Raw genomic sequence first — 12,633 nt, forward strand, 5'->3', positions numbered from 1 at the left:
TAGCGTCGTGTGTCGCGGAATTTCGGAATGAAGCTCTTCGCTTTGCCGCTCTGGTTGCTCAAGAAATAGATGTCAGCATCGTCGGCATGGCGGTGGGTAAAGTCTATCCCTTCTGGCAGCGATGCGTCGCGGCTGATGCCTATCGACGAGAGGTCGCTCTCGCGCCACACATCTTTGATCACGGGAACACCGAGTCGTGCTATTGAGTCTATGGTGTTCCAGCAGTCTATGTGGCGGTCAGGGTTCATGGGGCGTGCCTGTGGCACTACGATGACACTGTATGCTGTGCCGCCTCTTGTCACCAGTTTGCCGTTTTCAATGCGGCAGCCGTCGAGGGCATCGTGATTGAATGAGTCGTAGCGGTAGCCGTTCAGCGTGTTCACCCAATGTTCGGCTTTCGTCATGTTCCTGGTGTGTGTCACTCCCACCGGACTCACCTCAAGGGGCTGTCCGATATTCGCCTTGCGTGCAGCCTCTTCCTTCAGCGTAGTCTCACTGAAGAGTCCCGGCAACGATTCTGTGAGTCGTTCCGGCAGGATGGCGCGGCGTGGCATCTCGTCGCCGGTATATATGGCGATGTCGCTCACGGGGTGGCCGTATTGCAGAAGAGCCTGTGTCTTGGATATATAACTGCTGAATACCGGCATTTCTCTCCACCATGTATTGTCGCGCTGGAAGAAGGTGCCTATGCCGTCGAGTGTCATTCCAGGTTTCTTGTCGGTATAGGGGTTGTGGGTGTTCACATGGAACACGATGCTGTTTATGCCAATGCAATAGTTGTGGTCGAGGAGTCTCTTGAGCATTGCCGGATGTTCGTCCCATGTGCCTCTCACCTCTGTGAACCCTTCTGCCTGTATGATGTTCTTGCCGTAGATATGCGCTCCGCTCACGGCATCGAGCATGTCGTTGGGCTTGTCGTGTGTGGGACTGTTGAGCCAGAACTCGCCCATAGGATAATCGGCAAACTGATAATGGCGCAGTCCGTCGCTTACCATCGTGGGAGCCACGCACTCTGTGGAGAGCTTCACACCGTATTCGTCGGCAAGGCGTCTTACTTCAGAGAAAAACACGTCGTTGACCAGATCACCGATAGTGAGGCGGATGTCTCTCAACACCTTTTCAGACTCTTCGGATGACTTCAGCGGCACACCGGCATAGAGAAGCAGCCATGGCTTGAGGTCATAGCCGCGACGCTTTTTGAATTCATCCATGAAATTGCTGCTCCAGTTCTGTGAACCGGCTTCCCAACTGTCTACATGCAGTCTGGTAAGCACTTTCCTTGCCACGTCGATGGGAGCATGGCGGTAGATGGCGGCAAACCAGTTGTCGAACTGCTTGTCAACGGCGGCTGCCGAAAACTTGTCGCATTCCAGTCCTCTGCCCCCTCCGCCAGTGGCGTTGGTATGACCTGTTGACGTGTGGCCTATGCGTACGAGGTGCCATTTGCCTTTAGGCAGCGAGAAAGCCAGCGGTGCATCAGTGGTTGACGGGCGCCTGAGTCTTGGTGTCAAGTCAATGACCTTCGATGGGTCTACACATTCCTTGTCGTCTACAGGGAAATACTTTGAAACCCTCCATACTGCTCCCGACTTCCCTTCGTAACCGTCGATGACAGGTTCCGAACCGAGGTTCAAGCCACCGATCTTCAGGTTCGGTTTCCATTTGGCGGCATCCATATCCTCGCTGCCGGGATTGCTGCCTTCCGGAGTCCAGCAGAACTTGAAGTAGCGTGCCGTAGTAGCCGGTATGGCATAGGTGGCGAGTGCATCAGTGTTCTGCCATCCCTGTCGGGCAGGAGATATCTCTCTGACGAACTTATAGTCAGTACCGTTGTCAGAGGCATACACCTTGAAACGGTGAGCCTGGTAGTTGTTTCCACCCGTCACAATCTCCACGCTACGCAGTGTGAAAGGCTTGTCGTATTCCATCACTATGTCGCAAGGCTTCGATGACTTGAACGGAAATTCCACCGATGCTTTAGGTTTGTTGTCGTCGCAGTATGTGGCAGGGTAGGCAAGGAGGGCAATGTCCTCGTAGTAGCCGTTGCTGATCTTCTGCGGACGAGGCATAACAAGGTTCCTTATGCCTCCACCATTGATGATGGTGTCGCTCCATACCACCCTCTGCATCGACTCCTCAGGCTTTATCCATGGTCCGCCGGCAAGGGCGAAACCATCACAGATGTGTATTCCCATCTCCAGGTTGAGGCTGTCGGCAGTGTGGAATACGGTGTCCATACGCTTCCACCATTCCGGTGAAAGCTGTTCTGAGTCGCCGCCGAGTCCTTTGCCGTCGGCAGCCGATTTTATGGGCATCAGATAGAAGCCCTTGATACTTGCCTCTTTCATCGCCTGCAGGTCGAGGCGTATACCCTCGTCGCTGACGTTGCCATACATCCAATACCAGAATGTCCAAGGCAAAGCACTGTCGGTAGGCTTTGCGAATTGTTCATACCATGTGGGTACGTAATCTGTCTGAACTGTTGTCGGAGCTGCAAGCAACGGGGCGGCAGCGGCAGATATCAATAGAGTGGCTATTCTTCTCATTTTCGTTTTGTCAGTTGATATGCAATGTCGCTTTTCCTGTCGGAATGCACTTGCAAATCATCTTGTCTATCAATCATCTTTTTCTGTCAGAAATACTATGTTAGTCAAAATGCAGTGTCACCTCTCCTGTGTAGCTGCCGTTAGCCCATACGGGCTGTGCAGAAGGACCATTGAGGTCGGTGGTGTTCACCTTGTTGCGTACGGCAGGGATTACCTGCATCATGCTTATTCCTGTCTCCGGCAGTGTATAGAGCAGTTGGTCGCGTCCGTCGCGTGGCTGGTATACGCCGACGTAGTCTTTGTCGGTGCCTGGACAGATTGTTATCATACCCGTCTTGGTCTGCAGCTTCATCCACTGCACTCCGGCGAAATAGCCCTTGAACTCAGGATAGTCGAAGCTCTCTCCAGGCACGGGGTCGTTGTAGTCGTTTGCCCACACGCCGAGTTGCGGACCGTGTATGCGGTTTTTCCACACTCTGTAAGGACCGCATCCGAGCCACTCCTTATGCTTCACTTCTGTTTCCGGCAGGTCGAACTTCACTCCCATCAAATCTACCACACCGTTGAAGATATATGAGTAGACGAGTCGTGCTCCGCCGTCTGGCGCTATGTGCCACTCAGCTTTCTGCAGTGAACCGAGCTTATATGTAGCTGTTACGATCAGAGTGTCGTTGGCTCCTTCGGTGGCAGTGAGATTGTCAAACTTGCCCTGTTCGGCATATTCTTCGTATGTGGTCTTCTTTTTCTCTGCCTGTGGGTCGTCATGGTTGTAAAACTGGTCCATAGAGCGGTCTGCACGACGGTATGCAAAGAATTTCGGACCATTGCCAAACTTGTAGTCACCCTTCTTTGTGGTGACGCTTGCCAGACTACCGTCCTTCTCGTTGAAGGTGAAAGTCACATTGCCCGCCTTCACCACACCGCCGTTCATCTGTGGTCGGTTGCCAGTGGTGGCTGTCTTGGCGAATGGCTTGTCAGAGTCTTTCAGTTTGAATACCCATGTGAAGAGGTCCTTTCCGTATTGGTCTGTAGCTTTCACGCTCAGTGCCTCAGCTCCGTTCGGAACGGCAGGCACGGAGATTGTTCCCTTGCTGTCGGCAGGGATGTCGGCACCGTTCACGACGCCTTGTTTCAGACTGCTCGCCTTGGAACCATTGTATTTCAAGTAGCTATAATCAAATTTCACGCCTTTTAGCGAGAGGAAATTGTAACGGTTTTCCACGTTCAGTCTGCCGTCGAAGTGTTCAGGCATGCTCACCTGCACAGGGCACCATATCTGTTTCACCGTGTAGTAGCTGCCTTCCTTCTCATGGTGAGGACCAACGATGCCGTCGGCTCCATAGTTGCCTACGTTGTCAATCATTCCACCCATGTCCACTCGCTTCACGCCTTCGTCAACGAGAGCCCAGATGAAACCTCCTGCGCAGCGTGGCCATTGGCGCATCACCTCCCAGTAGTCGTAGAGTCCGGCTCCTGCTCCTCCATCGTAGAGGGCGTGCAGGAATTCTGTAGGCATCCATATCTCCGGTTTGCGCATATATTCGTTGCTCTCGCCGTAAGAGCGGTAGTGCATGGTCTCGTAGCCGCTGAAATTGCCCTGCGGATGAAGCACCGGACGCTTCTGTATGTCCCATTTATGGAAATCGCCGTCGAGTTCAGTGTTCCATCCCTTTTCGTTTCCGTTGCTCCACCATATTATTGACGGGTGGTTGACGTCGCGCGTCACCATCTCACGGATTAGTTTCTGTCCGTTGATTGTCTCGTGATGGCCATGCCATCCGCTCAGTTCGTCCATTACGTATAGACCGAGACTGTCGCAGATGTCGTAGAATTCAGGATCGGCAGGGTAGTGGGATAGGCGCACGGCGTTCATGTTCATGCTCTTGATGAGTTCCACGTCTTCGAGATTCTTCTGGTAAGACAGAGTGCGTCCCGTTTCCGGTCTGAAGCTGTGTCTGTTCACACCGCGTATGTTCACCTTCTTGCCGTTGATATAGAGACCGTCGCTTTCTCTTGTCTCTATCGTGCGGAAACCGAACTTGTCCTTCTCCACGTGCAGCGTCTTGCCGTAGGCATCGATGAGAGAGAATGCCACTTGATAGCGGTTCGGTGTCTCTGCCGTCCATAGCTTGGGGTTGCTTACTTTGAAAGCCACGTCAGCATAGTCGCTGCCGTGGCGCACGTCTGTCGTGTTTTCTGCCACCTTCTTGCCGTTCATGTCGCTGATGGTAGTCTTCACCTTGGCTCCCTCAATAGTATGGTTTAGCAGCACATAGGCGTTGAACTCACCGTCGGCAGTGGCGTTGATGGCTGTGCGCTCGATATTGAGAGCCGGTTTGCAAACGATGAATACAGGGCGGAAGATACCTCCGAAATTCCAGTAGTCGGCGCGGCGTTCAGAGAGATTCACTCCGGCGTTCTCGCTCTCTTTGCTCACGGTGACTTCCAACAGATTCTTCTTGTCTCCGAAGAACACGCGGTCTGTCACGTCGTATGTGATGCGGTAGAAAGCTCCCATGTGCTTGGAGCCTGCCTTGCGCTTGTTTATCATCACCTGGGTGTCGGTCATCGAAGCCTCAAACACCAGTTCTATATGATGGTTTGCCCATTCCTTTGGCAGCTTGAACTCATATTTGTACATACCTTTCTCGTCGGCGATGCCGTCGGGGAATGCCTTGCCATAGAACTTCATGCCATACTGGAAATTGCCGAATCCCTGCAGTTCCCAACATGATGGCACACCGATTTTCGTCCATTTTCCGGAGTTGTTTCCACCTGTGCAGAAGAAGTCCCACTGCACCATATCGTCACATCCATGACCGCTCAGATATTGTCTGTGTGTCATGACGTCGTTTTGTGCCGTCGCGCCGATGGATGCCGACAGCAAAGCCAATGCTGATATAATCGTTTGTTTCATATTTCTTTTAGTTGACGAGTTGACAAGTTGACGAGTAAACAAGTTTACAAGTAAACGGGTTGACAAGTTGACCGGTTGACGAGGATGCTGGTGCTCCTCATAAACCTCTCGCCGATTTGTTTTCATATATGACGCATGAAATATGAAAATGTACTATTACATACCTTTTGTTCGTAGACAATGTAGTAGTCTGTAATGTCTCTATTTACAGGGCAATGTCGTAGTATGCAAGAATATCAGTTCTTGTATTTCTTTTCTATGGCCACAGCCACGGTATGTCCCATTGTCCATGCCGCCTGTAGGTTGAAACCGCCAGTCACGGCATCCACATCGAGCACCTCGCCGGCAAAATACAGTCCGTCGTGGTCTTTGCTTTCGAGAGTGGAATGATTCACGTTCTTCAATGACACACCGCCACAAGTCACAAATTCCTCCTTGAATCTGCATTTGCCGTCCACCCTTCTGATGTCTGCCGTGAGGGTGTTTACAAGTTTGTTGAGGCCCTTGCGCTGCAGTTCGCCCCATCTGAGTTGTGGGTTCACCTGTGAACGCTCGATAAGATGCTGCCACAGACGGGCATTCAGATGTGGGGGATATGCACTTGCCAGTTGCTTTTTCGTGTTGGATGCGCTGATGGCTGAAAGTTCTTCCGTCACTTCCTCCGCTTTCCTGCCGCCACACCAGTTGATGCAGATATCCGTTTTGTATTCATGTTCATGAAGGAATCTTGCAGCATGGCTCGACAGCTTCAGTATTGCCGGACCGCTCATTCCCCAATGTGTGATGAGTAACGGACCGTCAGCTTTGAATTTAGTGCCAGGTATGCTTGTAGTGGCTTCTTCCACCACCGTTCCCATCAGTTTTGTGATGCCGTCACCTGGCAGACACATGCTGAAGAGCGATGGCACCGGATTCTCCGTAATGATGTCGAGCGGACTGAACATATTGAGCTGACTGGCTGCCGGTGTGCCTCCTATTGCCACCACCACGCAGTCTGCTGTTGCCGAACTTCTGTTTCCGCCGAACCGCAGCGAGTATTTTCCGTTCTCCTTGTCGTGGGAAATCAGTTCTACGCGGTGGCCGGTGAGGAGTCTGATGCCGAGACGGTTGATAATCTGCGTCAGCGTGTTTACAATCTCCATTGCGTCCTGAGAAACAGGAAACACGCATTCATCCTCCTGTGTGGTCAGCCTCACGCCTTCGTTCTCAAACCACTCGTATGCATCGGTATGGCTGAAGCCCTTGAGCAGTCGCTTCATCAGTCGTTCGCCTCTCGGATAAATATGGGCGAGGCTCTTCACCTGGTTGAACGAGTTTGTGAGGTTACACCGTCCGCCACCCGTCACCGATACCTTGGCGAGCTGACGTTTGCCGCCCTCGTATATCGTAACGTCAGCCTCAGGTAGTCTGCGCTTGATGCCTATTGCCGCAAAGCAGCCTGCTGCACCTGCGCCTATCACTGCGATATGCATTCTTTGTCTGTATTATTTCTGTTTAAAAGTAAAAATGAAAACGGTATGCAAATCTACCACATTTTTGTGAAAGATAAGCATACCGTTCCTGTTTTTGTCATATCTGCTGTCGGCATCAGCCGTCAGCAGATAGAATATCCGATCGGATTATCATTTCTCTCTCAAGAATCTGTAACCGAAGCGCTCGCATGCAGCCCTCTCCAGATCCTCGCGCACGGCAGGATCGGCAATGGCTATCAGAGCGTGGGCACGCTGTGCGAGGTCTTTGCCCTTGAGATAAGCTCCACCGTATTCCGTCACCACGAACTGTGTCTGGAAACGAGTAGTCACCACTCCGGCACCCTCTGTGAGCACAGGCTTGATTTTTGATATTCCCTTGCCGGATGATGCGGTCATGGCGATGAACGTCTTGCCGCCTTCCGACAACGCACCGCCATACATGAAGTCATGCTGACCGCCCACGCCGGAGAAGAGACGCGTACCGATGGAGTCGGCACACACCTGACCAGTCAGGTCCACCTCAATGGCAGAATTGATAGACATCACCTTAGGGTTCTGACGGATACGGAATGGATCGTTGGTCCATGCCACATCTTTGAATACCATGTCCTCGTTGTAGTCCATGAAGTCATACAGGGCTCTTGAGCCCAGAGCGAGCGATGCCACGCTCTTGCCAGGCATTACAACCTTCTGTGAGTTGTTGATGATGCCGCTCTTTATCAGAGGCAACACACCGTCGGTCATAGCCTCGGTGTGCAGACCCAGGTTCTTGTGGTCTTTCAGAGCGTTGAGCACGGCGTTAGGAATACCGCCAACTCCAATCTGCAATGTCGCTCCGTCAGGAATCTGCTCGGCGATGAAGCGTCCTATCTTCTCCTCCTTTTCGTTAGGCACTGCTGTAGGCACCTCTACCAGCGGATCGTCAACCTCTACGCAGGCAGCGATGTCGTTGATGTGGATAAGCGGATCGCCATAAGAGAACGGCATCTGCTTGTTCACCTGTGCGATGACAATCTTGGAACATTCCACAGCACTCACTGCAAGGTCGGCAGAGATACCATAGCTGCAGTATCCGTCCTCGTTAGGGAGCGACACGTTGAGCAGTGTCACGTCGAGAGGCAGATAACCCTCGCGGAAGAGCGCCGGCACTTCGCCGAGGAAGCAAGGTATGATCTGAGCTTCGCCGCGGTCTACAGCCTTGCGCACGCTGTTGGCAATGAACAGGCTTCGCGGTATGAATATGTCGCGCAGCTCTGTGGTGGCGTATGGTGCGTCGCGTCTGCCAACGGCAAAGGCAGAGTACATCTCCACGCCCTTCAATTCGCTGGCGCGTGCTGTGATGGCATCGAGGAGCACCTCAGGAATAGAAGTGCTACCCTGGATATATACACGGTCGTACGACTTAATCAGTTTTGCAGCCTCGGCGGCTGATACATAGTTTGGTTTCATAAATATGTTTGGGGTTTTAGAGTTGGCAAGTTGACGTATTGACGAGATTATAAAGAATACTCTTGTCGGTTGACGAAGGAAAAGTCTTTCGTCGGTATGACGAGTTGACAAGGAGCTTTCACATTTTCAATTGGTTAAGGCAGATCTTGCATCATTCCACCTTAATATCTCCTCGTCAACTCGTCTTCTCGTTAACTTGTCTACTTGTCCAAAGGATATTTCTCGTTGAATATTCTCAGTCTCTCGTCGAGCATTGGGAAATGTTCGTCGCGCAGCATCGATGTGCAGACGCGCAGTCCCTGCTGTTCACTGCCTGTAGTGCGCAGCGAGATTGCCGATATTCCGTAGTGGATGAGTTCGGCGAGCAGGTCATCGCCGGAGAAGCCCTTTCTTCCGATGGTGAAGAAGAAACCGTCGCTCACGTCTTGGTCGACGTCCTTGTCATACACGATGTGGAAGCCGTTCTTCAGGAACACCTCCTTCAGCAGAGCAGCCCTGCGGGCATACTCCCTGTTTTCGGTCACGAAGTCGAGCTTTCCGTCGCATGCCGCCTCATACATCGCTGCCAGTGCGCACTGTGCCGAATGGCAAACGCCCGACGACAGTGTGTAGAGCACAGTGAATATGAAAGCGCGTCCCAGTGTGTCCATGCCGAGAGTCTTCTCAAGATGCGGATACACACGGTTGAAGAGCTTGTCGCTGATGGCTACCGTTGCCACGCGCTCGCCGGCATAGCTGAATATCTTTGATGCCGAAAGCATGAGCATGTAGTTGTCGGTATAGTGTGCCACGGTAGACTGATACGGAGCCTCAAACGGTTTGCCGATGTATTTGCGGGAGTCCATGCCCAGATAGGCAAGGTCTTCGATTACCACGGTGTCGTATTTCGTTGCCAGCTCACCGATATACTGCAGTTCCTCCTCTGTGAAGCAAACCCATGTAGGGTTGTTGGGGTTGGAATAGAGTATCGCTGCGATGTTGCCTTTTGCGAGATGACGCTCCAATTCCTCCTTCAGCTTTTCGCCACGGAAGTCATACACGTCGAACATATCCTTCTTGTAGCCCAACACGTTGGCCTGCAGTGGCTGCACTGAGAAGCCAGGGTTGATGAAGAGGATGGTGTCCTTCTTCTCGTCGAGATGGTTTGTCACGATGAACGAGGCGAACGTACCCATCATGGATCCTACTGTAGGGATGCAGCCCTCAGGGTTGATGTCCACGTTGAGGAATGCCTTGACGAATCTCGAAGCCTGTTTCTTCAATGGTGCTATACCTGAGATGTTAGGGTATTTCTGTGCCACTCCGCTGTCGAGGGCCTTCTTCTGGGCCTCGATGCCGATTTGGCTTGCCGGCAGACCCGGCGAACCCATCTCCAGATGCACGAATTTCTGACCTGTTATTTTCTCCAGTTCCTCTGAGAGAGCCACGGTCTGGCGAATGGTAGCATTGCCGACATGCGGGATGTGCATCTTCTGCAATACCTCGTTTACCGTTTCTTTACTGAAAGGAATTTCCATAAAACTGTCCTTCTCTTATTTGTTGATATGCTTGTCAGCCACTTCCAGTCCGGCTCTGAAAGCCTTCAGGTTCATCTCTACGATAGCCTCGCCCTTGCGGCCGAACACGTTGCGGATACCTTCCTCTATCTTCTCCACCTCGATGCCGAGGAATGGAGATGCAGCACCGAGCAACACGATGTTTGCAGCGCGTGGTGATGCCACCTCCTTGGCGATGGCGTCAACGTCGAGCGATACATGATGGTCTATAGCCTTGATGCTGTCGAGCAGCTCCTGCAGTTCAGGATAGTTAGGAATGTTGATGAATGGGGCGGTGTTGGTGATGATCCATCCGTCCTTCTTCAGATATGGCAGATAGCGCATAGCCTCCATCGGCTCGAGCGAGATGATGAGATCCGCCTTGCCCAGAGGAATGAGGTCTGATGATATAGGATCAGAGCTGATGCGCAGGTTTGACTGCACGTCACCGCCTCGCTGGCTCATTCCGTGAACCTCAGCCTGCTTGATATATAGCTTCTCCTTGATAGCGGCAGCGCCTATGATGGTTGCGATAGAGAGGATTCCTTGACCTCCCACTCCCGAAAGAATTATGTCTGTATTCATAATGCTGTTCCTCCTTTGTTTTTACTTTTTCTTGTTGTGGCGGCGAGCCGTCTGAATGCACTCTCTGCGTGGGATTACCACGCTCACTCCGTTGTAGTTCAACTCCTCGCGGATAACGTTCTGCATCTCTTCCATGTGCTGTGGCAATGGGATAACGACGCGCACGTGTTCTGGCTCTACGCCGAGACCGCGGCAGATGCTCTCGAGTCTGCCTGTTCCGGCAGAGTCCTGTCCGCCGGTCATACCGGTGGTGAGGTTGTCAGAGATTACCACAAGGATGTTTGTCTTCTCGTTCACTGCGTCGAGCAGTCCTGTCATTCCAGAGTGTGTGAATGTAGAGTCGCCGATTACGGCTACTGACGGGAACTGTCCTGCGTCAGCGGCACCCTTTGCCATCGTGATGGAAGCACCCATGTCGACTACTGAATGCAGAGCCTGGTATGGTGGCAGATAGCCCAGTGTGTAGCAACCGATGTCACCGAACACACGGCTGTTGTCATACTCCTTCAGCACGTTGTTCAGAGCCTCGAACATGAAGCGGTGGCCACAACCCTGGCAGAGTGCTGGTGGACGTGGAACCACGAGCTCGCAAGCCGGGTACACCTCCTCGTCTTTCAGTCCGAGGGCAGCGATGATATTGTCTGGAGTAAGCTCTCCTGTGCGTGGCACCTCTCCAGTGAGTCTTCCCTTGATGGTGATGTCCTGATCCAGGACACCGCGCAGCATCTCCTCAACAACAGGCTGTCCGTCTTCGAGGATGAGCAGTGAGTCGCACTTCTTTGCCAGTTCCTTCACCTTGTTTACAGGCAGAGGATACTGCGACACCTTGAGCACTGGGTAAGGGCATCCGTCCTTGAAGTGCTCCATCAGGTAGTTGTAAGCGATACCGCAGGCGATGATTCCCAGCGAAGTGTCTTTGCCGTCGATGAACTTGTTATACTTGGAGTTCTCAGCCTCAGCCAGGAATTCCTTCTGCAGGCCAACAAGGCGCTCGTTGCGCTTGCGTGCCACAGCCGGCAGCAATACCCAGTCCTTAGGATTTGACGGGTATGTCATTGGGTTCTGGTCCTTGATTTCACCAGTAGCCACTACGGCGCGAGAGTGTGCCATACGGGTCACCATTCTCATCACCACCGGCACCATGTGCTTCTCAGACAGTTCGAAGGCATCCTTCATCATGCCGTAAACCTCCTGCTGTGATGATGGCTCAAACACAGGCACCATGGCGAACTTGCCATAGAATCTTGAGTCCTGCTCGTTCTGTGAAGAGTGCATAGAAGGGTCGTCGGCAGCCACTACCACGAGTCCGCCGTTTGTTCCTGTCATTGCCGAGTTAACGAAGGCGTCGGCACACACGTTCATTCCCACGTGCTTCATGCAGACCATGGCCCTCTTGCCCATATACGACATACCGAGAGCTGCCTCCATGGCTGTCTTCTCGTTTGCCGACCAACGGCAGTGGATTTTTCTTTCGGCAGCCAACTGGTTGCCCTGAATATACTCTGTGATTTCTGTGGATGGAGTTCCGGGATATGCGTAGACACCCGAAAGTCCCGCATGAATGGCACCCAAGGCTATAGCCTCATCGCCAAGTAGCAAAAGTTTTTCATCCATATTCAATAAGGTTTTTATAATATTGGTTGCAAATATAATGCTTTTTCTTGATTTAAAACAAGAAATTGGTAAAATATTATTATTGTCAGATAACCCTCAAAATAAAGAGGTCCTGTCCGAAGCCCAATGGATGAAGGCCTTCGGACTTTATCTTTCCAGAAGCAATCCCTCTTTAAACCCAAATCGGTCATTAGGGCTTGCATGGATTTTGTTTTTTAGAAGAGTGGATTTTGTTTGGCTTTTAATGAGTAATAGCGGGCTATTGCGAATTAAAAACAAGCAAAAGGCGCCTTATAAAAAGCAAAAGACTGCAAGCAGTTATGAAATACCATATTAAACGGCCTAATGACCGTTTTGGGTTAAAGGCAAAAGAGAGGAATCACCATCGCCACATTCTTCCAGTTGGCACTATTTCAGATGGATCACCCCAATAATTGTAGCGACAAGAATATATGCCTGGAATTTCCCCCACGGCGTGGGGAACAGAACCCCCCAATGTGGGGTTTCATTCCCCA

General features: G+C 51.9%; 8 protein-coding genes. 1 reads left to right on the forward strand and 7 read right to left on the reverse strand.

The window, feature by feature from the left end; genetic code table 11:
- The 7 genes from QVO99_RS10680 to QVO99_RS10710 all read right to left on the reverse strand — a co-directional run.
- A partial coding sequence (locus QVO99_RS10680; protein ID WP_288177226.1) for a glycosyl hydrolase occupies positions 1 to 2,546 on the reverse strand: 2,546 nt, incomplete at its 3' end.
- A gap of 100 nt (positions 2,547 to 2,646) precedes the next feature.
- Entirely contained in the window at positions 2,647 to 5,463 is a 2,817-nt protein-coding gene (locus tag QVO99_RS10685) for a glycoside hydrolase family 2 protein (RefSeq protein ID WP_022317608.1), read from the reverse strand.
- 236 nt (positions 5,464 to 5,699) lie between these two features.
- Complete coding sequence (locus tag QVO99_RS10690) at positions 5,700 to 6,935, reverse strand: aminoacetone oxidase family FAD-binding enzyme (RefSeq protein ID WP_022317609.1); 1,236 nt, start codon at positions 6,933 to 6,935, stop codon at positions 5,700 to 5,702.
- 150 nt (positions 6,936 to 7,085) lie between these two features.
- Positions 7,086 to 8,384, reverse strand: a complete 1,299-nt coding sequence (locus QVO99_RS10695) for an acetyl-CoA hydrolase/transferase family protein (protein ID WP_022317610.1) — start codon at positions 8,382 to 8,384, stop codon at positions 7,086 to 7,088.
- Positions 8,385 to 8,584: 200 nt separating this feature from the next.
- Positions 8,585 to 9,901 carry an aminotransferase class I/II-fold pyridoxal phosphate-dependent enzyme gene (locus QVO99_RS10700; RefSeq protein ID WP_022317611.1) on the reverse strand — a complete coding sequence of 439 codons (1,317 nt, stop codon included), beginning with the start codon at positions 9,899 to 9,901 and terminating at the stop codon, positions 8,585 to 8,587.
- A gap of 15 nt (positions 9,902 to 9,916) precedes the next feature.
- On the reverse strand, positions 9,917 to 10,504 hold the full coding sequence (locus QVO99_RS10705) for an indolepyruvate oxidoreductase subunit beta (protein ID WP_022317612.1): 588 nt from the start codon (positions 10,502 to 10,504) through the stop codon (positions 9,917 to 9,919).
- Between the two features lie 21 nt (positions 10,505 to 10,525).
- Complete coding sequence (locus QVO99_RS10710) at positions 10,526 to 12,118, reverse strand: thiamine pyrophosphate-dependent enzyme (RefSeq protein WP_022317613.1); 1,593 nt, start codon at positions 12,116 to 12,118, stop codon at positions 10,526 to 10,528.
- A 37-nt stretch (positions 12,119 to 12,155) separates the two neighbouring features.
- Between QVO99_RS10710 and QVO99_RS10715 the strand changes: the two genes are divergently transcribed.
- Positions 12,156 to 12,455, forward strand: a complete 300-nt coding sequence (locus tag QVO99_RS10715) for a hypothetical protein (RefSeq protein ID WP_288177228.1) — start codon at positions 12,156 to 12,158, stop codon at positions 12,453 to 12,455.
- The last annotated feature ends 178 nt before the right edge of the window (positions 12,456 to 12,633 follow it).

Source organism: Prevotella sp. CAG:592, from assembly GCF_000436015.1.
Taxonomy (GTDB): Bacteria; Bacteroidota; Bacteroidia; order Bacteroidales; family Bacteroidaceae; genus Prevotella; species Prevotella pectinovora.

Coding starts and splice junctions, on each gene's coding strand:
- QVO99_RS10685 (WP_022317608.1), bottom strand. CDS start 5,463: ATGAAACAAACGATTATATCAGCATTGGCTTTGCTGTCGGCATCCATC.
- QVO99_RS10690 (WP_022317609.1), bottom strand. CDS start 6,935: ATGCATATCGCAGTGATAGGCGCAGGTGCAGCAGGCTGCTTTGCGGCA.
- QVO99_RS10695 (WP_022317610.1), bottom strand. CDS start 8,384: ATGAAACCAAACTATGTATCAGCCGCCGAGGCTGCAAAACTGATTAAG.
- QVO99_RS10700 (WP_022317611.1), bottom strand. CDS start 9,901: ATGGAAATTCCTTTCAGTAAAGAAACGGTAAACGAGGTATTGCAGAAG.
- QVO99_RS10705 (WP_022317612.1), bottom strand. CDS start 10,504: ATGAATACAGACATAATTCTTTCGGGAGTGGGAGGTCAAGGAATCCTC.
- QVO99_RS10710 (WP_022317613.1), bottom strand. CDS start 12,118: ATGGATGAAAAACTTTTGCTACTTGGCGATGAGGCTATAGCCTTGGGT.
- QVO99_RS10715 (WP_288177228.1), top strand. CDS start 12,156: ATGCTTTTTCTTGATTTAAAACAAGAAATTGGTAAAATATTATTATTG.